Genomic DNA, 20,891 nt, shown 5'->3' with positions numbered 1-20,891 from the left:
CGCTGCTCGCCGGTGGTGCGGCGCAGCAGGACGAGGCCCGGTCTGGACGCGGGCGTTGGCAGGTGGAGGTGGTGGACCGGTGGGCGGCGCTGCGCCGCTACCCCTGTGCCGCCGCGAGCACCAGTTCACCGGCAGGGGTCGTGCTCGCCGCGTGGATGGCCAGGGCGGCCCGGATCAGGCCGTCGTGCGACAGGCCCTGCGGGTAGTTGCCGAGATGGACTTGCTCGGCGGGGTCGTACTGCTCGGCGAGGAGACCGAGGTCGCTGCGCACCGCCAGCAGGCGGCCGAAGAGGTCCTCGGCGTCGGCGTGCCGGCCGATCAGGGCGAGGGCTTCGACCATCCAGAACGCGGCGCCGACGAACGCGCCTTCGTGGCCGGACAGCCCGTCGACGTTGTCGGCCGCATCGGTACGGGTCGGGTAGCGCAGGAGCATGCCGCCGCTGGCGCCGAGTTCGCGTTCGATCGCCTCGACGGTGCCGATCACCCGCTTGTCGTCGGGCGGGAGGAATCCGGTGCGGGCGATGTGCAGGAGGGAGGCGTCCAGGTCGTGGCCGTCGAGGTACTGGGTGAAGGTGTTGCGCCCCTGGTCGTAGCCGCGGGCACAGACCTCGGTGTGGATGGCCTCGGCACTCGCCGCCAGCCGCAGCAGCGTCTGGCGGTCGGCGCCGCTGTGGCGTTCCAGCACCCGCACCGCTCGGTCGAGGGCCACCCAGGCCCACACCAGGGAGGAGACGTACCGGCGCGGGGTGCCCCTGCTCTCCCACATCCCGTCGTCGGGCTGCTCCCACAGCTGCTCGGCCTTGAGCGCGAGGGCGAGCAGCAGGTGGTCGGCGTCCGGGCACGGCGGGATGCCTGCGTCGTCCATCTGCGCGAGCAGGTCGGCGAGTTCGCCGTACACGTCCAGCTGGTGCTGTTCGGCGGCGGCGTTGCCGACCCGGACCGGCTCGGAGTCGCGGTAGCCCGGCAGGTGGGGCTGGGGCTCCTCGGCCGGCACCGGGCCGCCGTCGATCCCGTACAGGGGCTGGAGGGCGTCCGGGTCGATGTGGGTGGTCAGCCAGGTGCGGTAGGCGATGGGCTCGTCGGTGTATCCCAACGCGAGGAGGGACTGCATCATCCACGCGGTGTCGCGCGGCCAGGTGTAGCGGTAGTCCCAGTTGCGTACACCGCCGATGGGCGCGGGCAGCGAGGTGGTCGGGGCTGCGACCGCGGCGCCGCCGAGGTCGCACAGGCCCTTGAGGGTGAGCGCCGACCGCAGGACGGCGTCCCGGTTGGGGCCGTCGTAGGTGCAGGCGGCCGCCCACCGCGTCCAGTACCGCTTGGTCTCCTCCAGCACGGTGGTGTCCGCCGGCGGGGCGGGCGCCTGGCTGCCGGTGGACGTCCACGTCAGCGCGAAGACCAGGCTCTGCCCGGCCTTCAGCGGCGTGTCGCAGGAGGCGGACCCGCCCAGGTTGACGGTGTGGCGGGGCCCGTCCAGCCAGTACGTGTCGCTCCCGGCGGTCACGCGCAGGCGGGGCGTGCCGTAGTCGGCTTCGTGCAGGGCGGGGGTGAGGGAGCCGTAGCCGGGGCGGGGGCGGAAGTTCGAGGCCAGGCGTACCGTGCCGCTGCGGCAGGTGGCGATGCGCACGACCGTCGGCGGCGCGTACCCGGTGGCGTCCGGGGCGGGCAGGAGGTCGACCACCTCCAGCACGCCGCTGCCGGTGTCCCAGGTCTGTTCGACGGCGAGGGTGTCGCCGACGTAGCGCCGTCGGCTCTCGGGCGGCGTGTTGGTGTACCTGGCCGGGCCGAGGCGCCAGAATCCGGCCGAGGGGGTGCCGAGGAGGCTGGCGAAGACCGCTGCGGAGTCGAAGCCCGGCAGGCACAGCCAGGTCATCGTGCCGTCGGGTCGGGTGAGGGCTGCGGTGCGTGTGTTGCTGAGGAAGGCGTGTTCCTCGATCAGGTCGGGCATGCCGGAACTCCTGAGGTGGGATGGTCGGTTGGCGGGGTTGCGGCCCTGACCCGGACGGCCGCCATGGGTGGTGCGTGTGGTGCGGTGCGCGTGAGCGCGGTGTGCTCGCCGGGGCGTGGCCCGGGCGGTCCGCAGCAGGCCTCTTGCGGGCCTGCCGGCGTCGGTCACGGACCGGGGACGGCTTCGAGTCCAGGGCGGCCGGTGGGCAGGGATTCCGCGCCGACCAGCCGCAGCGCCGGGAGGCGTCCCCGGTCGTTCTGGTCGCGGGTCAGGTGGAACAGCGTCCAGCCGTTCCAGTTCCCGGCGCGGGCGGTGAGGCCGTCGTGGCTGGTCCCGGTGCCCCAGATCATCTCGCCGGGCGTGGCCAGGAGGACGGGCTGCGTCTTCGCGGCGCCGGGCAGTGCGCGGCGCACCAGGTCCTCCGGTGACGGGCCGCCGGGTGCGTGGACCTCGGCGCGCCAGCCGTCCTCGTACAGGGCGGTGGTGGAGGTGTAGCGGCGGGGGTCGCCGGTGCCGACCGTGGCGGAGATCGTGGGCGTGCCGGGGTGTGCGATGAGCAGGAGCACCGGGATGCCGGTGCGGGCGACGACAACGGCGGCCTGGTCGCCCGGTGTGGGCGGGGTGTGGGCGGTCATCGTGCGGCCCCTGCCCCTGCGGCCTTCATGACGGCGGTGTTGCCGAGGTTCCAGTGCCAGGGGAAGCCCGGCAGCGGGTCGGTGAGGAGGGTGGCGAGCCGCAGGTCGGCTTCGTGCTGCCAGTGGGGTTCGTCGCGTGCGTAGCCGGCGGCGGCCAGCCAGGCGCTCACCGCGAACGCGGGGGTGAGCGCGTGGTGGTAGGTGCGACCGTCGGCGTGGCTGGTCACGTCGAGGCCGTAGGCGGCGGTGAAGGCCTGGTACTCGGCAGGGTCGGCTCCGTAGACGTCCCGGCGCCAGCCGTACGCGGCGAGGTCCCACAGGACCGGGCCGATGGCCATGCGCTCGAAGTCGATCAGGTGGGCGACGCCGTCGGCGGTGACGACGCAGTTGCCCGGGCCGGCGTCGCCGTGCAGCGGGGACATCGGGCCCGGCCATGCGGTGGTCTGCCAGGCCTCGCGGGCTGTGTGGAGGAGTTGGTGGAGGCGCCTGCGGTCTCGGGCCGATCCGGCCGGGAAGAGTTCATCGATGCCCGGGAACAGGCGGGTGAAGGGGTCGATGGCCGGCAGGCGCAGGCGCGGCCCGGTGGGCACCGGCAGTGCGTGGAGTCGGCGCAGCAGGAGCGCGACCTGGCGCGGCGTGGCCGGGAGGGTGCTCGGGCCGAGGTCTTCGGTGACCAGCACGTAGACGGTCTCGTGCCCGGTGTCGTGGCGGTAGGGGTAGCGTTCCTCGCCGACGGGCCGGGGGGCCGGTATGCCGCGGTCCAGTACGTACCGCGCGGCCTGTGTCTCCCGGTACGCCTGCGCGAAGGTGGCGCCGGCGCCGCGGACCTTGGCGATGACGTTGCTGCCGGGCAGGCGCCAGGTGTGGTTCTTGCCCGGCTGGAGCAGCGTCGCTCCGGCGGAGTCCAGGTGGTGGCGCCGGGCGGCCGCGCGGACTGCCGCCAGGCTCTGTTCTGGTGTCAACGTTCGTCCCGTGGTCGGTCGTCCACCGCTGTTCAGCGGGCGGCGGGGGTCTTCTGCGAGATGGCCTGCGTGGTCTTGGGGTGGTAGTGGGAGCAGGAGGGGCAGTCGGGGTTGCGGGGGTAGGTGACGGCGCGGGGGGTCTGGTCGGCGGGGGCGATGAGGCTGTGCCGCTGGATGGTGCCCGTCGGGTTGGTGCTGCGGGTGCCGGTGAGGTGGGTGAGGGCGGCGTGGGCGGCGTAGGTGCCGGCCAGCAGTGCGCTGGTGGAGATGACGGGGTTTCCGAGCGGCCGGGGCAGGGCGGCGGCCAGGACCTCGCCGTGGGTGCCGGGCAGCCCGTAGGCGGTGGCGTCGAAGTGGCGCAGGCACTCCCAGCAGGGGCCGTCGCCGGTGCCCGGTGTGTAGAGGGCGGTGCCGATCAGCGGGCCGTGGTAGCCGGGGTCGATCCACGCGCAGGAGGTGGTCAGGGCGGCGCGGTTGGCGGTCAGGCGCAGGTGGTCGGGGTCGTCGGCGGCGAGGACGAGCAGGTCGCAGCGGCGCATCAGGCGCGCGAACTGCGCTTGGAAGGTGACCTGGTCGGGGTGCAGGACGACGTCGAGGTCGGGGTGGCGTTCCAGCAGGCGTTCGCGGGCGGCGTCGACCTTGTACCGGCCGATGTCGGAGCGGGTGTAGAGCAGCTGCCGGTTGAGGTTGGAGTCCTCGACGCGGTCGTGGTCGGCGAGGATCAGGCAGCCGATTCCGGCGCCGGCCAGGGCGGCCGCGGCGGTGAGGCCGACGCCGCCGATGCCGACGACGGTCACGACGGTGCGCGCCAGGATCTGCTGGATGTCCGCGCCGGTACGGCGGGGGTCCTGGTCGACCATCTCCCAGTACTCGATGCCGCGTTGGTGGAGTCGGGCGGTGCCGGAGTCCAGTCGCACGGCGGGGCGGGCCGCGGTGGCGTCGCGGACGTGTCCGGCCTCGGCGAGGTCGAGGAGCAGCCGCTCGACCTGGGCGGCCGGGACGTCGGGGTGGCGGCTGGTGACCGCCCGGACGGCCTGGTCGGCGGTCAGGGTGCCGTCCAGGAGCTGCAGGAGGTGCAGGCGCCAGCCGCCGGGGTCGGGCAGGGTGCTCGCGAGGCCGGGCAGGGAGCCGATCTGGATCCGGCCGTCCGGTCGGGTCGTGGGCTGGTGCTCGGCGCGCAGGCGGGGGTGGCTCACGGTGGGCTCCTCGGGTCAAGGGCGAGGACGGGGCGGGGGCTGGGCCGGCGTGTCGCCGGGCCCGCCGCTGGTGGTGCCGGTGGGCTACTGGCCGGAGACGGTGCAGCCGAGCAGTTCGTGGGCGGCGGCCGGGCGCAGACCGCTGTCCTCGGTCTGCTCGGTGTCCTGCGGGTCGACGGCCACGGCGGTGGTGAGGGTGGTGTCCATGAGGCGTCCTCCTGAATTTTCTCGAAAGGGATGGTGGCGAATCAGCCGGGACCCATGAAAGCATTCACCAACTCGCCCCGGAAGGGTTTTCCGGGAATTTTCCGAAAGACTTTCCATGCCCTTTTCTGGGCAGCATTCAAATCCGGCCCGGAATGATTCCAGGTCGGTTTCGAGAAAGGGTTTAGAGGTGGCTGATTTCCTTTCCGGCCTGGATGGCGCACTGGCCGGGTACGCGGAGCTGGTGCCGACGGGGGAACTGGTGCCCTCGGTGGAGGCGCTGACCGGGCGGTTGCGCGAGGTGGCCCGGCGCGCGCCGGGGTTGTGCCGGATGCGGCGGATCGGCAGTTCGCGGCGGGGGCGGGCGCTGGACGTGCTGTCGGTCGGCACGGGGCGGCGGCCGGTGCTGGTGGTCGGCGGCCCGCACCCGAACGAGCCGGTCGGCTATGCCACGATCGCGTTCCTGGCCGAGCTGACAGCGGCCCGCCCGGAATTGCGTGACGGCATGTCGTGGCATTTCCTGCCGTGCGTGGACCCGGACGGCGCCGCCCTGAACGAGGAATGGACGAGCGCCCCGCTCGACCTGCACACCGAGCACCGCCATTTCTTCCGCCCGGCCTTGGCGGAGCAGCCGGAATGGACTTTCCCGATCCCCTGGCGGGGCGGGGTCCACCGGTTCGGCCTGCCGGAGCAGCAGGCGCTGGCCGACCTGGTGGACGAGCTGGAGCCGGCCGCCGTCGTGAGCCTGCACAACGCCGAGTTCGGCGAGCCCTTCTTCATTCTGAGCCGGGACGTGCCAGGCCTGGCGGCCCGCCTGGCCGCGGTCGCCGCGCGCAGCGGCCTGCCGGTCGGCGAGGCGCCTCCGTCGGACGTCGTCGGGTGGCCGGTCCTCGGCGACGGCGTCTACGGCATGCCGCCGATCGAGGAGTTGCTGATCCGCGACCACGACCGGCAGGCCCCGGCGTACGGCGCGCACCTGACCCACTACGCCGCCCGGCACGGGTCGCTCACCCTGCTGCCGGAGGTCCCCCGCTGGCACGCGGCCACGCGCTTCCACGACGGCCCGCCGACGGCCCTGACCGCCCTGGCCCGGGCCCTGACCGGGGAGAGCGAGGAGGTACAGCGGTTGCTGGAGCAGGCCGGCCCTCACGACGACGCGTTCGCGCGTGCCGCCGCCGACACCCTGGCGGTGGCCGACTCCGTCACCCGCGCCTGGCTGCGGCGGGCCGAGGACACCGCCCCGGTCACGGGGGTGGAGCTGGCCGAGGCCCACTACGCCCGGGTCGTCCTGACGCTGCGCTCGACCGCGATGGCCCTGCGCTCCGCCACCGAGGCGCAGCCCGGCCGGGCGGCACCGCACGTCCGCGCGCGGCTGGAGGCGGTGCTGGCCGAGCGCGCCGAGCGCTGCCGGCGGCGGCTGCGCATCCGGCCGGTGGAGCTGCGCCGTCTGGTGGCGGTGCAGGCCTGCGCGGCGCTGGCGGCCGCCGCCCTCACCTGGTAGCCCCCGGCGCGCGGCCCAGGGTGCTTCGCTCCACACGGTCGTCCGGCGTGGCCGGGTGCGGTTCACGACGTACCCCGGGCCGCGCAGAGCGGGCACGGCACGGCGGTGGTGTTCAGGACCGGGGGCGTCACTCCGTGGAGCCGGTAGACCGCTGCCGGGTTCCACGAGACGCGCATCCGGGAGCGGACGATGGCCAGGTGCCTGGCGACCGCGTGCTTCGAGAAGTTCCTGCTCCTGGCGATCTGGGTGCGGCTGTTGCCGTGCGCCAGGGCCTGGAACGAGGTCAGCACGGTGTCGGTGATCTCCCTCTTCAGCGTGGCCCGGCGCGGGACCAGCAGTCCCGTCCGGCAGCCGATGTCGATCATCTGCGGCGTGGTCGCCGCACCGAGCTTCTGACGGAGCGCGGCGAGGCGCCTGCGGACGGCGTGCTCGGAGACGTCGGTACGGGCCGCGATCTGCACGCCGCTCAGGTCGGCGGCGACCAGCGCCATCACCTCGCGCTCCTGCGGCGTGAGGTCGGTGTAGTGCCCGCAGCGGCGCACCCGTGGCTCCCCGACCACCGGCACCCGGTGGTCGGGGGCGGGCGCCCGAGGAGGCATCTGGACAACTTCGGCCGACGTGCGGCGCATCAGGGTCGTGCCTTTCCGGCCCGCCCTCCGGGCAGGCCCTCACGCTCGATCGTTGACGGGCTGGGGCCGACCGTCCCCAGGGGGCGCAGCGGCACCACCCTGCGCGCGCCCGCGCCTGGGGACGGTCAGCGTGGGATCGGCCGTCGCCGATCCCGTTCCTGGCCGGGCCGTCCGGCGGGAGTGAAACGGCCGGGCCAGGGGCCCGCTACGGCCCGGTCGGCCGGTCGTAGCGGGGGTTCAGGGGTGGTCGTGGCGCAGGCGGGCGCCTGCGCGCCGCAGGGCCACGGCCAGGTCGGCCGGGTCGGTCGGTCTTCGTTCGCCGTCCGGCAGGACGAGCCAGCTCCGTCCGCCGAGCCGCTGCATGCCGGGGGCGGGCATCGCGACCGACAGGGGGCCGTGTCCGTCTGCGGGGCGGCCGATCAGCCGGGTCTGCGGCATGTCCCACGCCGTGTCCGCCCGGATCGTGACCAGGAACTCGATGCACCCCTCGGCGCGGTTGTGCAGGACCGGGCCGACCGGCACGTCGGCGTGCCACAGGTCCGCCAGCGCGGCCCGGCCCGTCTGCACGTCGCCGACCCGAACGACGTTGAAGACCTCGCCGGTCTCGATGGCGGCGAGCCGGCCCGCCTTCCACTGGTCCATGGCCGCTTGCGGGTCCCGGTTGGCGGAGGCGAGCCAGGCGGCGCCGAGGTTGAAGTTCGGGGCGGCCGATCGGAGTCGGCCGCTTCGCGTGTACGTCATGGGGTCGTTCCCGTCAGGCCGGGCAGAGCAGGTCGTGGATCGCCGTCCCGGTCTCGGTGCGAGCGGCCGGGGTGGCGTTGACGATGTAGACGACGGTGCCGTGGGTGATCGCGATGGCGTGGGACCGGCCCTTGGCGAGGTCGTCGGCCGCCCGCCCCTCGGCGGACGGGGCGTCCAGCCACAGCAGTTGCTCGTCGCCCTCGGGAAGGCCGAGTTCGTCGGCGAGCGCCTCGACCCGCTCGCGCAGCACCCTGACGGCCAGGCGCACACTGCCCGCACCGCCGCTCCAGAGCATGATCGGCTGCCCGTACCGGTAGTAGGCGGTGACCGTGCACCAGAACGGCACCGGCGACGTCCAGGGGCGCGCCCGGACGAAGACGTCCTGGTCGGCCACCTGGTGGTGCTGCGGCGCGGCGGGCCGCGACCGGTTCGGCGCGGTCCTGCGCCGGCGGCCGGACGCGGGCCAGCCGAAGACCTGGGCAAGTTTGCTGAGTTTCACCGCGTGGCTCCCGTGTCGTCGGCGAGAACGCTCGCCCATACCTTCTTCGTCGTGGCCGTCGTCACCACTCCCACGGCGAGCGCCAGGCGGTCGACGAGGATCAGTCCGCGGCCGTGTTCCCCGCAGGCGGTGAAGGCCCCGGGGAGCAGCCGGTCGGGCCGGGAATCCTCGACCTCGGCTCGGCAGGTACCGCCGCGCTCGTCAAGGCGCACCACGACGAAGTCGCCCGGGCCGCTGCCGTGCCGGATCGCGTTGGTCAGCAGCTCGGTGAGGACGAGCAGCAGGACGTCGGCGCGTTCGCCCCTCACGTCCCACCCCCACTTCCCCAGCTCTGACCGCACGCTGTGACGCACCGTGGGGACCAGGTCCGTATCCGCCCTGTATCGCCCTTTCCAGCGGCGTACGGTCGGGTATTCGACGGCCACCATGTGCATCGCTCCCAGTGGGCGAAGAGGCTTCGGGTCGTGGGTCAACGGACCTCGCGCCGAAGGCACGACGCGCCCGATGCATTGCCTACGGAATCACCATCAACTTCCGATCACCAGGCCGGTTTTGGTGCGAATATGGTTCCCTTAGGGTTCAAAGTGGCCCGTGGCCTGCACTGTTGTTCGGCGTGGATCTCCGGGGGACTTATGGAGCAGCGACAGCTTGTCCGATGGCGGAGAGCCGCCGGCCTTACGCAGGAGCAGCTGGCCGAACTGTTGAACGTGAGCCTCTCCACCGTGCGCAGGTGGGAGCGCGGACACGACAAGCCCCGGCCGTGGAGGTATCCGCCACTCGCCCGGGTGCTCAAGATCAAAGTCGCTGATGTGAGTGCCCTCTTCGACGGTCCGCCAGCCACCGTGGAGCCCAGTCAGGCGCCGAGCGCGCCGACCATCGCCGATCTGACCACGGTCCTCGAACTGCGCGAGGCGCACCTCGCGTTGTCGGCGCGCTACGAACTGGTCCCCAGCTCCGAACTGCTCGCCGAAGGAAGCGAACAACTCGCGCATCTCAAACAGCTCGCCAAGCAGTCCCACTCCGGTCGCCTCACGCGGGACATGCTCGCCTTGCAGGCCGAGACCGCCATCCTGATGGGAAAGATCGTCTGGGACGCGAGCCAGCGCCGGGCTTCCGCCGCAGCCCGCGCGTACTACGATCAGGCCGCCCGCATCGGTGAGCGTCTGCGGGACCCAGCCGTGCAGGGCCATGCCCTCCTGCGGTCGGCGTACGTCGAGCTGTACGGAACGCGGGATGCCGAAGCCGGCCTGGTCCTGGCCCGGTCCGCCGCCACGGTGGCAGCACCGATCAGCCCAGCACTCGCGGGTCTCGCGCTGCTGCATGCTGGCGAGGCCCACGCGATGCTTCGCCAAGGACGCGAGTGCGACCGTGCGCTCGGCGAGGCGATCAGCACCCTCGAAACGGTCGATGCCACCGACATCGCCAGCGACCTCGGCGCCGTCGACCAAGTCGAGCGACTCGCCGGGTCGTGCCACCTCGAACTCGGGCAGCACCGCGCCGCGCAGAGACGGCTGGAAGCCGCGGCCAGTTCCGTTTCGATCGGCCCGAAGTCCCGGCCGATCGTGCTGGGCAACCTTGCCCGCGCCGCCATCGGGCAAGGCCAACTCGACGGTGCTGTCTTCGCGATCGGCCGGGCCATCGACGACCTTCAGACCGTCATGAGCGGTGGCGGAATCGGCGTGGTCGTCACCGCGGTCAGGGAACTCCGGCCGTGGCGAACCGCTCAGGAGGTGCAGGATGTTCAGGACAGGCTGTTCGACCTGATGGCTGCGCCGTAGAAGGGGAGCCTCCATGCCCAACAACGTCGAGGTGGACAAGGCCACGTTGCGACAGCGCGTGTGGAACGCGCTGGATGCCGCAGAGGCGGTTCGTGAACCAGCCCGCGACAGCATCCCCGACTTCCACGGCTCTCACGAGGCCGCAGAGCTGCTCGCCCAGCTTCCGGAGTGGAGGACCGCTTCGGTGGTGAAAGCCGTACCCGACACGGCGCAGGAACCGGTTCGGGCAATAGCCCTGCGGGAGGGGCGACTGGTCTACATGGCAGTCCCCCGGCTCGCCTTGCCGCATCCCTTCTTCGTCCTCGATCCGGCTGAGCTCAAGATCCCCGTTGAGGCTGCGGCGAACCGTCGCACTGCGGCGGCCGTCGCGCCGACGACCGACCTGGGCGACATGCGGCCCGTCGACCTGATCGTTCTCGGGAGCGTCGCCGCCGATCGCTCCGGAGCCCGGATCGGCAAGGGGGCCGGCTACTCGGACCTGGAGTACGCGCTGCTCGCCGAAGCCGGACTGGTGGGACCCGGCACCGTCATCGCGACGACGGTCCACCAGTTGCAGCTGGTGGACAGCGTCCCGACAACGGACCACGACGTCTACATGGACCTGGTGATCACTCCTACCGAGGTCATCAGGTGCCCGCCTCGCCCTCGTCCGGCCGGCATTCTGTGGGACCACCTCACCGAGGCGAAGATCCACTCGATTCCGGCTCTCATGGACCGGCGGCTCCGTCACGGCCGGACGACCTAGCGTGCTGACGCAGGCCGGTTACGCGCCGGAGCCCGTCTCCCGAAGGCGACGGGCTCCGTGAGCTCGTGGGGTCTACTCCCCGCCGAGCGCCAGCCGCAGGCGCTCGAACTCGTCACGGGGGACCGACTGCGTCGGCACGTAGAGCAGTTGCGTGACCGTCCGGTGGGTGCCTGGGTAGGTCCGGCGCTGGTAGATCCGCAGCCGGGGGAAGACGACGGTCTGCTCGGGGTAGCTGAGGTCGAACAGCTGCTCCAGGTCGTGGGGCAGCAAGGTGCCGTCCTCGTTCACCAGGTCGACGTGGCCGGAGGCCAGGGGCTGGTGGACGGCGATCCCCGGGGTCGTCGGCTCCGCCTGGTTCGGCTCCGGCGCGGCTGTGGGGCCGGGCGGCGGGTCGAGCGGCGCGGCGGCCGAAAGCTCGGCTGGCGGGGTCTCCAGGTCCGGGCCGTCCGCGCCGGCGGTCTTCGCCGCAGGGGCGGCGGTGGGCTTCGTGGTGGGCTTGCGGGCGGCCATCAGTGCGCCTTGAAGGTCCCGTAGACGAAGCTCTCGGGGCGCGGGACTTCGAGGCCGATGCGTTCGGAGCCACGCATCGTGACGACGCCCCTCTCGAAGTTGTCGCGGTTCTCCGTGCTGACCTGGACGGAGACCTGCTCCCGGTCGTACAGGCGCGCGCCCAGACCGAAGGAGCCGACGAGGAACTTGCCCTGGTTGATGGCCATGGAGTCCACCACGGCGAGCCGCCAGACGACCTTCTGCGCGCCGATCGCAACGTTCACGGCGACCCGGTACGCGCCCTGGCCGTCGGTCTCCAGTTCCAGGTCCTCGAAGTCGAACGGGTGGAGCACGATGCCGCTCGGCGGGTAGAAGGCGAGCACGGCGCGGGTGGCCGCTCGGCGGATCGCCGCGCTCTGCTTGTCGGTGTCGGCCTGGGCGTAGGTCTGCACGCCCTGGGTGTTGACGATGCCGGTGATCTTCTCGTCGCCGCCGGCGCCGTAGAGGATCTCGTTGTCCTCGGTCATCTTGACGCCGTCGACGAGTTCGCTGTCGATGATGTCGCGCAGCCGCGGCTCGTCGGCCAGGGTGTTCTTGTGGATGGGGAGCGTGGTCGCGATCTCGGCGACCGGGTAGGTGACGGTCTTGAACGTCAGCTGCGACTGCGGGGCTCGCGCGTACACCTCGACGGCGGCCGTGCCGCCGGGCGGCACCTCCATGGCCCGCTCGGGCACGATCGCGGCCGCGTTGGTGAAGCCGGTGACGCGCACCCCGTACAGGATGTTGGCGGTGGTGGTCTGGGAGGGGAACAGGTCCCGGATGCGGCCGGGGCGCACCGCGCGCGGAACGATGTCCAGGTGCTCGGGGGTGCCGAAGCCGAGGACACCGGCGGTGCCGGCGCTGCGGCTGAAGACGTCCTTGCGGCCGAGCTGGTCCAGGGCGGCGCCGTCGATGGTCACCATCTGGTCGAACGAGCCGCGGAAGCCGGCGGCCTTGAGGCCCTTGAACTCGTCGCTGTCGAGGAACTGCTGGCCGAGCGACTTCACCTGGCTGGCGAGGTGGGCCGCGAGAGCGGCGTCCTGTGGGGCGAAGGGCTGCGAGGTGGGCTCGTTGAGGAAGGCGTGGACGTTCGCCGCGCCCTCCAGGTCGGTGATCAGCTGCTTGATCTCCTGGGCCTCGGCAAGGGCCTTGCGGAAGGCGGCGGCCTTCTCGGCCGAGACGGTGACTCCGCCGTCCTCCACGGTGAAGGACGCGCTGATGGTGTCGAGTTCGGCGGCCTTGGCGCGCAGCGCGCCGTTCAGCTCCTTGAGTCGGGTCTTGTCGGTGGTGGTGGGCACGGTGTGGCGCTCCTCGGGATGGTGCCGGGCCACCCCGCCAGCGCGGGACGGAGGGGGTCGAGCCGTGCGACCGGTCAGCACCGGATCGCCACGGTGATCGGCACACCGTAGGAAGACCTGATCGCTAGTGTCGCGTCGAGCGCCGAGGCGCGTGTCCGGCGTCGCCGACCGTCGGGCTCTCTCCTTTCAAGTCACCCTTCTAGCAGCTGATTTGGCTGTGCCCATGCCTGTGGGACGTGGGTGAGTGTGGTGGTGTCCGGCAGGGTGCCGGACACCCGGCTACCGCCGGCCAGCGCGCTGGAGACACGCATGTACCCCTTCCCCAGGCCCCAACTGCCGCTCCTGGATGCCGCCTCGTGCCCACCGGCCGACGACCGCGATGCGAAGCCGCCCCTGACCGTCGACGGGACGGCGTTCCACGTCGTTCGGACCTCCGCCGGGTGGGCCCTGCGGATCATCTCCTCCTCCTCGGTCGAGTTGTACGGGCCGTCGGACAGCTCCGAGCAGGCGGAGGAGTGGCTGCACCGGTACGCGGCATCGCGCCTGTGGCCGTTGACCCGGACCCGCGGGCCCTGGGGCTGCCTGGTCAAGGCCCCGGAGGGCTGGATGACCGCGCTGGCGCACACGGCCCTGCCCCCGACCGTCCGACCACACCGTGGCGTGCAGGACGCGGAGGTGTACGTCGCCGGTCATCTGATCGCCCCGGCCGCGTGGTCGGCTGTGCACGACACCAGCCTGCCGTCGGGGATCTGGGCGCTCGAAGCCCAGTTCTGGGTGCGGGAGGGCTATCGGGTACTGGCGACGTGGGCCACGGTCGACCTGGGAAAGATCACCCGCGACGCCTACCGGAACGACGAGCTCGGCCGGGGCAACTACTCGCCGACCGACCTGGCCGAGCGGCTCGGCGTCTCGCCGTCGGCAATCTCCGGCGCCGCGTCCGGAACCGGCTGGAATCCCCCGATCAACAGGTCAACCGGCGTGCTGGCGAACCGAAATCGGCGTCTGTAGAAGTCGAGGAACGCTGAAGGGGCGGACACATGCTTGTGTCCGCCCCTTCAGCGTTCGTGGTAGCGGGGACAGGATTTGAACCTGCGACCTCTGGGTTATGAGCCCAGCGAGCTACCGAGCTGCTCCACCCCGCGTCGGTGGTCCCGACTGTACGGCACCAGTCGGTGATCACAAACTCGGTTCGGCCCGGGCGTCGGCGAACAGCGCGAGGGCCGCGCTGATCTCGTTCGGTTTGAGGACCGCCGTGGCCAGGTTCTTGCTCTCGCCCGTCGGGGGCTCGGGCGGCTGCCAGTCGATACCGGCGGCGGTGAGCACGGCGACCAGGTGCTGTACGGCGGAGGCCAGGCGGTCGGCGTTCTCGCCGGAGAGGACCTGGCCCGCCTTGTGCTGGAGCGCCGCGAGGGTCTTCATCTGGGAGGCGACCCGTTCGACGTCGGGTGCGAGGGCGGCCAGCGCCGCGTCGGGGCCGGTGCCCTCGACGTCGAGGACCAGGCGTACGGGGCTGGGCTGGCCGGCGGACGGGACGCCGTCGCCGGAGAGCGTGTACGGGACCTCCCAGCTGGTCGAGTTGAAGCCGTCCTCGGTGTACCTCCAGATGGTGGCGATGACCCGGTCCGGGTAGGTGCCGATGACCTGGACCGTGCCGTGCTCGAGGCGGTCGCCCTCGGTGGGGCGCAGGCGCTGTTCCACGGCGGAGGCGATGGCGTCGATCCGCTCCTCCAGGGTGCCGGCCAGCGGCGCCAGTTCCACCTGGGTGTCGGCCAGGACGCCACGGGCCTTGCCGGGGTGCTGCTTGAGGTCGAGGGTCGAGGTGTAGGGGTTCGCGCCGAACAGCACCGGGCTGTACTCGTACAGGTCCAGGTCGGTGATGCGGCGAACCCCTTTGGAGCGTTTGGCTGTTCGGACCTGGTAGCCGATCGACCACTGCACCTGGTCGCCGAAGAACAGCAGGTTGGCGTACATGTCCTTCCCGGCCTGGGTGGCCAGGTTGCAGCGGCCCTTGACGAGGAGCGCGCCGGCCTCGGCGGGCCAGGGCTGGCCGTTCGGCAGGGTGGCGGGCAGTCGGGCGTCGCCGGGCAGCAGTTCCTCGGTGTGTTCGGTGCGGGCGGTCCACACGTTCCAGTCGTGCGACCACACGCCCTTCGGCGTGATCTCCGCGAGGGTGCGGGCGTAGGCGCCGGGCTCGATCACGTCGCCGTCGTGGTCGCGCAGCCCGGTGATCGACACGAGCGTGGTGAAGGTGCCCTGGTCGTCGTCGGTCTCCAGCACGCCGAGCATCGCCTGCTTGTGGTCCAGCGTGCTGCTGGGGGTCGGTGCCACCGTGTCGCTCCCGGTTCGCTGGGTTGGTGGCGGTCACGGTAGGCGGACGGCGGGCTTGGGTCTCGTTCTACCCGTCGTACCAGTTGTCGTCGTCGGTCTCGGCGTAGACCTGCTGGACGTGCCAGTCTCCGGGGCCGGCGAGGATGACGATCTCGGACTCGTCCAGGCAGCCGATGCCGGTCCCGGGGACAGCCAGGATGCGGGTGACGGGCACGTCGCCGCTGATCGTGTAGCCGGTGTGGACCTCGCCCCCGTGCGTGGCGAAGTCGGCGGCGATGTGTTCTTCGGTGGTGAAGGAGGACAGCGGGCGCAGGGGCAGGTCCGTGACCGTGCCCTGGCCGTCGATCCCGCTGACGTGGGTGTCGTCGTAGCCGCCGGTGAAGCCGCGGTGGACGGTGACGTGGGTGACGCCGAGGTCGGCGAAGTGCGCCTGGGTGCTCTCCCACATGGCGGTGAGGAAGGCGTGCAGCACGGGGCCGTCTTCGGCCAGAGCCGCGGCGATCTCGGCGTCGAGGTCGGCGTCCCCGTGGTCCCAGGCCATGGTGTCGGTGAGGTTGAAGGCCTGGCGGGCGGTCTCCTGGAGGGCGAGGGCGTTCGCGTCGTGGTCGTTGGAGGTCGCAGCCCACCCGGCGACGTGGTGAGCGACGGCCTCGGCGCGGGCGAAGTCCCGGTACTCCTCGGCGCCCATCCTCACGTACCCCCAGGGCTCGCGGCGCGCGCCGCTGTCGAGGTCGGCCTGGTCGATGTGGTCGGCGTAGCCGTTGGCCCCGGACTCCGGCCGGTACGCGGCGAGGTCTCCGGCACGGACCCGGGCGAGGCGCTCACGCTGGCGGTCGGACAGCAGCAGCTCGTCGGAGACGCCGCTCATCTTCTTGGCGAGCGAGTCGCACATGGCGGCCTTGACCTTCGCGGGGGACCTCCCCCGCTTCCCGAGCAGGTCTCCCTGGCTCACCGCGTGGTCGTCGGCGAGGGTGCCCGGCAGGCCGACGCGGCCGACGCCCGGGTGGTGGGCGAAACGGCCTTGGAGGTCACGCGCGTGCCGGGCCTCGTCCCAGAGCCGGTTCTTGCGGCGCAACCGCAGGGTGACGGCGGGGAAGTCGTGCACCGCACCGCCTTCTGCTGGGGATCAGGACGGCGGCAGCGTGGCACCGGGCCGGGGGTGGTGTCGCGCCGAGCGGTCGGAGGCTACTCGGCGGTCTGCCAGTGCCAGGTACCGGGGCCGGCCAGGATGACGACCTCCGACTCGTCCAGGCAGCCGAGCCCCGTAGCCGGCGTCGCGATCACCCGCTCTGCGGGCACGATCGCGCTCATCACGAAGCCGGGTCCCTCGTCGGTAGCGAAGCCGTGGGCTACATCCGGGTCAAGGGAGAAGGCCGAGAGGGGGCGCAGCAGCGGGTCGGTGAGGGTGCTGCCGTCGGCCGTCCAACCTGCTGGTGGTCGACCGTTGGGGGTGGCCACGCCACGCCACACCGTCAGGGAGCCCAGGTCGGCTTCGGTCAGGTGGTTCTGGGTGCGCTCCCACATCGCCGCCAGCATCGCCGCGTGGCCAGTTCCGTAGGCGGCCCGATAGTCGGCAGTCACCTGCGCGATCTGGTCCGTGCTGGGCCAGTCGGCGGCCGGACGCAGCCCGAAGGCGTCTTGCGCGGTCTCCTGAAGGGCGAGGGCCTGCGGGTCTTCGTCGTTGGACGTCATCGCCCAGGTGGCGACCACCTGGTTGACGGCGCCGCTCCGCAGGAGCTCGCGGGCCCGGTCCGCGTCGACGCGCCTCCAGGAGGGGGCCGACGGGGAACCACCTTTCACGACGGAGTTGACGATCCCGGTCTCGGGGTCCTCGTACGCGTGCACCCCATCGGAGCGGACTTTGTCGAGCCAGGCCCTCTCGGGCTCCAGCAGCAGCGCCTCGTCCGGGATGTCGCGCAGGTCGCGGGTGATCCCTGCCACCACGTTGGCCTTGTACGCCTTGGCGACGCGCTCGCTCTGCCCGTCGCGGAACACCAGGCCGTGCTGCTCCTCGTCGAAGCGGGGTTCGGAGCGCGGCGCCCTGGACGGCCGGCTCGCGGCTGCTCGGATGCGCTCCAGCAACGGGTTGAGCCCCGTGCCAGGGCCATGCGCGAACCGGCCGCGACCGTCCCGCGGGTGCAAGCTCTCACGGAACGGCTCGGTCTTCCAGCGGAGGCGTAGGAGCACTTCACGAGCTTCGGGGAGGGCCACTCGAACTCCTGGTGATTGTGCGCAAGTCGAACCGGCACGATCGCAGGAGAACTGCCTACCGTCGCGGTGTGCTCACCGTGGGGCCGCCTGTGTCAACGAAGCCAGGCTGCGAAGTGCTGGCGGACCTCGTTCTCTAGTTCGGCAGGGGTCCTCTTCGATCGCATCTCGGCTGCCCAGGAGTCAGGACCAGCGTGCAGTTCATGCCACTTCGGTCGGGCCGCGTGCTGAATCCTGGACCGCCCCGGATGACGAAGGTTGAACCCGTCAAGGGTCGTGTTCCACACCGGCTTGAACTCCGATGTCAGCTCAGCCACTGCTGGCGCAATGAAGAGGTCATCAATGAACAGCACTCGGACACAGAAGTCCATCGGGTCGAGGTTCCGGCTCTGGTCGAGGGTTCGGCAGTGCTCATCGAGTCGCACGCTCACCGCGGGGGGCTTGAGGTATGCGTTCATCGGCACCGACCCCGACCCCTTCTGAACACCGCCCACGTACAGCGGAACCGAAGTTCCGGAAACCGGGGCGTAGAGCTCGTGAGCACCGAAGTAGTAGATCGCGTAGATCCCCGAGTCCCGCGCCCATGAAGCGGCCTTCACGAGGCTGCCGGCCTCGACCGAGCGGAGCCTCTCGACGACGCTGTGTACCAGGTTCTCGGGGCGCAGCGGGTCGAACTTGTACTCGCGCAGGCGCGAGTCCGCCATCTCCCGGGCGATCCGGTACACCGGCTCGCTGATCCGGAGAGTGTCGGCGGTCACGGATCGTGGTTGTACTGCTTCCTCGTTGCGGGCGATCGCCAGAAGATTCCGCAGCGGGGCAGGGTCCGCGTTCAAGGCTTCTGCGAGCACCTCAAGGGTCCGGTCAGACGGAGGCGGGCTGTCAGGGCTGAACGCCGCCGAGACCGTCGTGCGGGACAGATTTCCCTCGCTGGCCACCTGCGCCTTGGTCTTCCGGGACCGAGTGAGCAAGTCGGCGAGGGCGTCACTCAGTTGCTGCCGACCACTCTGGTCACCCACAGGGCTCACTCCTCGACTCTCAGGTGTACAGTTGAGTTCAATCCGGCGGATTGAACACGTGCTGAACGCTGGCGTGTTTCACACTCTCCCAATTCTCCAGGAAGGGCGGCCATGCGGGCCCTCGTGTTCGTGATCATCGCTCTGGCGAGCCTCGTCGTTGCTCTCACCAGCGGCCTGCTCCGCTACTGGCGCACCCGTTCCTTCCCCGAAGCAGTCGAGCGCGGCGCTGCCGCCGCTGGAGCCACACTCGCTCTCGGTGCCGCCTACCTGGCCGTCCTTTGGGTGAAGTAGCGAGCGGAGACCGGGTTACCGACTACTGCGTTCAGCACCGGGCAGCGACTCCGCCTCTTGCCGCAGGCTGGCCGGTGCGGCCTTGCCGAAGGGCTGGGCCAGGACCCTCCGGGCGGCTTCCTGCCGGTCGACGCGGAGTACCTGGGCGAGTCCGTCGAGTGTGGTGACGGGCTCGCCGTTCGGGTAGCGGATGTCCCAGCGCCGGCTGCGCAGCCAGTCCTCGTTGAGTTGCTGGCGGTCGCTCGGTGTTCCAGTGGTCATGCTTCATCCTCACACGGGGGTACGGGCGGGGTCGTCGCGGTCTGCGGGCCGGGGCTGGTGGTCAGCGTTCAAGCCTCCAAGCGAGGCGGCAGCGGCAGCCGACGGCCTGCCCGGGCGGGGCGGTGGTGTCGCCGGGGTGGCGCAGCAGGTCCTCGCCGATGGTGAAGGGCTGTCCGTAGGGCTGGGTCTGGCCGTCGGCCGCGTCGTGGTCGGGCCTCGTGCGGCCGTCGTCGTGGGCAACCCAGCGGCGGACGAGCCCGGTTCGGGCGCTGGCGGCGGCGGCCTGGTCACGGGCGCTCTCGACGGTGACGGTGGCGAGGTGGCTTGCCTTGACGCTCGCCCGGTTCGCGAGGGAGCGGCCCCAGTCGCGGGTGGCCTCGGCGATGCCAGCCAGGCTCTTGCCCTCCCGATCGGAGCCGGCCATGTCGTCGGCGAGGGCCTGGGCCTGCTTGGCGAGCCAGTCGGTGAGCAGCGGGGCGATCGTGGGCCAGACGGCGGCGGTGGCGGTGCCGGTCGACCCGAGGGCGGCGTGGAGCTCGGTCACGGCCGTGGTGGCGGCCTGTTCGATGAGGGGCCGGAGGGCCTGGACGGCTTCCTGCCGCCAGGTCGCGATGTCGATCACCTGGTCGACGGGCAGGCCCTTGATGCCGGTGGCGGCATCGGTGGTGCCGCCTCGGTCGTCCCAGTGCCGGGTGCCCTTGCGGTGCCGGGGGGAGTGGAGCCGGGCGACGGTGCGTTCCGTCCAGCGGGTGGTGAGCGTCTGGAGGGCGTCGTCCAGGCGGCCCCGGAGGGAGTCGGCCGCGGTCTCGTCCAAGACGAGGTCGGCGGCGGGTGCCAAGGTCTTGCCCGTGGCCGGCACCGGGGGCGGCGTCGTGGTCCCGACGGCCGGAGCATCTGCCGTGCGGGCGGGCAGGGCGGTCCGGCCGGAGGCCAGCCACAGGGCCCGGGTCTCGGGGGTGTCATCGATCTCGTCGGCGTATCCGGCGAGTTCGGCGTAGGAGCGGATCGAGCGGACGCCCGCGGCGACTTCCTCACGGGCTTCGGACAGGCGTTTGGTGCGGGGTTCGCGCAGCACGTCGATGTCGGAGGTGTCGAAGTAGACCTCGTTGTCGTCCCCGGCATCGTCCTGGAAGGCGTCGGCGATCAGCCGCAGGTGCGGCGGCATGGTGATCTCCCAGAACGTGGTCTTCTCGGCCCGGGCGTTGTCGAACGTCCTGCCCGACGCGTTGCCGAGCTGGGACTCCGGAACGCCGAACGCGGCGAGCAGCTCGATCTTGGACAGGGCGGCGACGGTCTCGTAGGCCATGTCCCGGGGTGTGACGGAGGTGTCGGTGACGGTGACGTTGCCGCCGTTCAGCACTGTCCAGGAGCCGGCTGCGGACGGCCCGGTGCCGAACCTGGCGCGCAGCAGGCGCAGTTCGTCGTCGTCCATGTCGCCGTCGATGCCGATCACGCCGCCGGGCCTGGCGTCGTTGTTGACGAACGACAGGTTGTAGTAGCGGGTGAAGAAGTCGAGGTCGGCGCTCAGGCCGGCGGCTTCCAGCGGGGTAATGCCGGAGTAGGGGTCGAGCGGGTGGGGGGTTCGGATCCACCGCACACGTTCCACGTCGAGGTGGCGCAGCTCGCCGGTGATCGTGACGGTCTCGAAGTGCGAGATCAGGTCGCTGCCGGTGGACGGCACCGGCCGGGTTCGGCCCGGCGGCAGCAGGTCGATCCGCAGCAGATCGCCTCCGCGCGAGAACGTCGGCTCGAGGAACACCCCGCGCTTGGACAGCAGAAGCTGCATGCTGACCCGCTTCTTGAACGTCCACGCGCCCTCGGCCGGGTTGGCCCTGATGTTCATCGCGCGGTAGAGCGGGTGCGCGTCGTGGGGAGGCAGCGGCTCGTCGGAGGTGCCGCTGCGTGGGCGGACCCGTAGCGGCCGGTCGGCGGCGTGGTTGGAGATCGTGTCGACGGCCTTGTAGATCCACACCGCCCGTTCCATGCCGTCGCGCACCGCCCGTTCGACGGACCACGGACGGGCCCGGTCCACGCCTGCGGGCGTCCAGCCGAGGGTGTAGTCCGCAGTGGACTTCGTGGCCGGCGCGGGGCGGCGCAGGGTGGGGAACCAGCGGCGGGGCATGCGT

At 71.7% G+C, this 20,891-nt stretch carries 22 protein-coding genes and 1 tRNA gene; 5 read left to right on the top strand and 18 right to left on the bottom strand.

What is annotated here, in order from left to right:
• Nucleotides 1–97: 97 nt before the first annotated feature.
• The 5 genes from ACFCY1_RS21645 to ACFCY1_RS21625 all read right to left on the bottom strand — a co-directional run bounded on the left by ACFCY1_RS21645 (nucleotide 98) and on the right by ACFCY1_RS21625 (nucleotide 4,945).
• Nucleotides 98–1,945 (bottom strand): glycoside hydrolase family 15 protein, encoded by a 1,848-nt coding sequence (locus ACFCY1_RS21645; RefSeq protein WP_375875630.1) that lies wholly within the window; start codon nucleotides 1,943–1,945, stop codon nucleotides 98–100.
• Nucleotides 1,946–2,109: 164 nt separating this feature from the next.
• Complete coding sequence (locus ACFCY1_RS21640) at nucleotides 2,110–2,580, bottom strand: hypothetical protein (protein WP_375875629.1); 471 nt, start codon at nucleotides 2,578–2,580, stop codon at nucleotides 2,110–2,112.
• Nucleotides 2,577–3,542 (bottom strand): phosphotransferase family protein, encoded by a 966-nt coding sequence (locus tag ACFCY1_RS21635; RefSeq protein ID WP_375875628.1) that lies wholly within the window; start codon nucleotides 3,540–3,542, stop codon nucleotides 2,577–2,579. The genes ACFCY1_RS21640 and ACFCY1_RS21635 overlap by 4 nt, the downstream gene beginning before the upstream one ends.
• Before the next feature lie 32 nt (nucleotides 3,543–3,574).
• Nucleotides 3,575–4,738, bottom strand: a complete 1,164-nt coding sequence (locus ACFCY1_RS21630; RefSeq protein WP_375875627.1) for a ThiF family adenylyltransferase — start codon at nucleotides 4,736–4,738, stop codon at nucleotides 3,575–3,577.
• Between the two features lie 84 nt (nucleotides 4,739–4,822).
• A complete protein-coding gene (locus ACFCY1_RS21625; protein WP_375875626.1) occupies nucleotides 4,823–4,945 on the bottom strand; it encodes a hypothetical protein in 123 nt (40 codons plus the stop codon).
• A gap of 187 nt (nucleotides 4,946–5,132) precedes the next feature.
• Here ACFCY1_RS21625 and ACFCY1_RS21620 point away from each other — a divergent pair, with 187 nt between their 5' ends.
• Nucleotides 5,133–6,443 (top strand): M14 family zinc carboxypeptidase, encoded by a 1,311-nt coding sequence (locus ACFCY1_RS21620; protein WP_375875625.1) that lies wholly within the window; start codon nucleotides 5,133–5,135, stop codon nucleotides 6,441–6,443.
• 62 nt (nucleotides 6,444–6,505) lie between these two features.
• On the opposite strand, the gene ACFCY1_RS21615 is transcribed toward ACFCY1_RS21620, so the two are convergent.
• The 4 genes from ACFCY1_RS21615 to ACFCY1_RS21600 all read right to left on the bottom strand — a co-directional run bounded on the left by ACFCY1_RS21615 (nucleotide 6,506) and on the right by ACFCY1_RS21600 (nucleotide 8,740).
• Entirely contained in the window at nucleotides 6,506–7,042 is a 537-nt protein-coding gene (locus tag ACFCY1_RS21615) for a response regulator transcription factor (protein ID WP_375875624.1), read from the bottom strand.
• 267 nt (nucleotides 7,043–7,309) lie between these two features.
• Complete coding sequence (locus tag ACFCY1_RS21610) at nucleotides 7,310–7,813, bottom strand: hypothetical protein (RefSeq protein WP_375875623.1); 504 nt, start codon at nucleotides 7,811–7,813, stop codon at nucleotides 7,310–7,312.
• Nucleotides 7,814–7,826: 13 nt separating this feature from the next.
• A complete protein-coding gene (locus tag ACFCY1_RS21605) occupies nucleotides 7,827–8,312 on the bottom strand; it encodes a hypothetical protein (protein WP_375875622.1) in 486 nt (161 codons plus the stop codon).
• Entirely contained in the window at nucleotides 8,309–8,740 is a 432-nt protein-coding gene (locus ACFCY1_RS21600) for an ATP-binding protein (RefSeq protein WP_375875621.1), read from the bottom strand. Before ACFCY1_RS21600 ends, ACFCY1_RS21605 begins: the two co-directional genes overlap by 4 nt.
• A gap of 135 nt (nucleotides 8,741–8,875) precedes the next feature.
• On the opposite strand from ACFCY1_RS21600, the gene ACFCY1_RS21595 reads away from it, so the two are divergent.
• Together ACFCY1_RS21595 and ACFCY1_RS21590 are read left to right on the top strand one after the other, a co-directional pair.
• Nucleotides 8,876–10,090 (top strand): helix-turn-helix domain-containing protein, encoded by a 1,215-nt coding sequence (locus tag ACFCY1_RS21595; protein ID WP_375875691.1) that lies wholly within the window; start codon nucleotides 8,876–8,878, stop codon nucleotides 10,088–10,090.
• A 13-nt stretch (nucleotides 10,091–10,103) separates the two neighbouring features.
• A complete protein-coding gene (locus ACFCY1_RS21590; protein ID WP_375875620.1) occupies nucleotides 10,104–10,835 on the top strand; it encodes a 5-formyltetrahydrofolate cyclo-ligase in 732 nt (243 codons plus the stop codon).
• Between the two features lie 72 nt (nucleotides 10,836–10,907).
• Here the strand turns inward: ACFCY1_RS21590 and ACFCY1_RS21585 are convergent, their stop codons facing one another.
• Together ACFCY1_RS21585 and ACFCY1_RS21580 are read right to left on the bottom strand one after the other, a co-directional pair.
• A complete protein-coding gene (locus ACFCY1_RS21585; protein ID WP_375875619.1) occupies nucleotides 10,908–11,345 on the bottom strand; it encodes a hypothetical protein in 438 nt (145 codons plus the stop codon).
• Nucleotides 11,345–12,661, bottom strand: a complete 1,317-nt coding sequence (locus ACFCY1_RS21580) for a phage major capsid protein (protein ID WP_375875618.1) — start codon at nucleotides 12,659–12,661, stop codon at nucleotides 11,345–11,347. The genes ACFCY1_RS21585 and ACFCY1_RS21580 overlap by 1 nt, the downstream gene beginning before the upstream one ends.
• Nucleotides 12,662–12,970: 309 nt before the next feature.
• Here ACFCY1_RS21580 and ACFCY1_RS21575 point away from each other — a divergent pair, with 309 nt between their 5' ends.
• Entirely contained in the window at nucleotides 12,971–13,669 is a 699-nt protein-coding gene (locus ACFCY1_RS21575) for a hypothetical protein (RefSeq protein WP_375875617.1), read from the top strand.
• Nucleotides 13,670–13,726: 57 nt separating this feature from the next.
• Here the strand turns inward: ACFCY1_RS21575 and ACFCY1_RS21570 are convergent.
• The 5 genes from ACFCY1_RS21570 to ACFCY1_RS21550 form a co-directional block, all read right to left on the bottom strand.
• Nucleotides 13,727–13,803, bottom strand: a tRNA-Met gene (locus ACFCY1_RS21570).
• Nucleotides 13,804–13,837: 34 nt separating this feature from the next.
• Entirely contained in the window at nucleotides 13,838–14,989 is a 1,152-nt protein-coding gene (locus ACFCY1_RS21565) for an HK97 family phage prohead protease (RefSeq protein ID WP_375875616.1), read from the bottom strand.
• A gap of 67 nt (nucleotides 14,990–15,056) precedes the next feature.
• Nucleotides 15,057–16,094, bottom strand: coding sequence for a hypothetical protein (locus ACFCY1_RS21560; RefSeq protein ID WP_375875615.1), 1,038 nt, complete (start codon nucleotides 16,092–16,094; stop codon nucleotides 15,057–15,059).
• Between the two features lie 80 nt (nucleotides 16,095–16,174).
• A complete protein-coding gene (locus ACFCY1_RS21555; protein ID WP_375875614.1) occupies nucleotides 16,175–17,071 on the bottom strand; it encodes a hypothetical protein in 897 nt (298 codons plus the stop codon).
• 221 nt (nucleotides 17,072–17,292) lie between these two features.
• The gene (locus ACFCY1_RS21550; RefSeq protein WP_375875613.1) at nucleotides 17,293–18,213 is read right to left on the bottom strand and encodes an Eco29kI family restriction endonuclease; all 921 of its coding nucleotides are present in this window, start codon (nucleotides 18,211–18,213) and stop codon (nucleotides 17,293–17,295) included.
• A 111-nt stretch (nucleotides 18,214–18,324) separates the two neighbouring features.
• On the opposite strand from ACFCY1_RS21550, the gene ACFCY1_RS21545 reads away from it, so the two are divergent.
• Complete coding sequence (locus tag ACFCY1_RS21545) at nucleotides 18,325–18,504, top strand: hypothetical protein (RefSeq protein WP_375875612.1); 180 nt, start codon at nucleotides 18,325–18,327, stop codon at nucleotides 18,502–18,504.
• 15 nt (nucleotides 18,505–18,519) lie between these two features.
• Here ACFCY1_RS21545 and ACFCY1_RS21540 read toward each other — a convergent pair whose 3' ends face one another.
• A complete protein-coding gene (locus tag ACFCY1_RS21540; protein WP_375875611.1) occupies nucleotides 18,520–18,765 on the bottom strand; it encodes a hypothetical protein in 246 nt (81 codons plus the stop codon).
• 61 nt (nucleotides 18,766–18,826) lie between these two features.
• Nucleotides 18,827–20,887, bottom strand: coding sequence for a phage portal protein (locus tag ACFCY1_RS21535; protein ID WP_375875610.1), 2,061 nt, complete (start codon nucleotides 20,885–20,887; stop codon nucleotides 18,827–18,829).
• Nucleotides 20,888–20,891 lie beyond the last annotated feature (4 nt).

It is taken from the genome of Kitasatospora sp. NPDC056273 (genome assembly GCF_042268845.1).
Taxonomy (GTDB): Bacteria; Actinomycetota; Actinomycetes; order Streptomycetales; family Streptomycetaceae; genus Kitasatospora.
The sequence above is the reverse complement of the archived record's forward strand: the minus strand, read 5'-3'. Positions and strand labels throughout refer to the sequence as shown.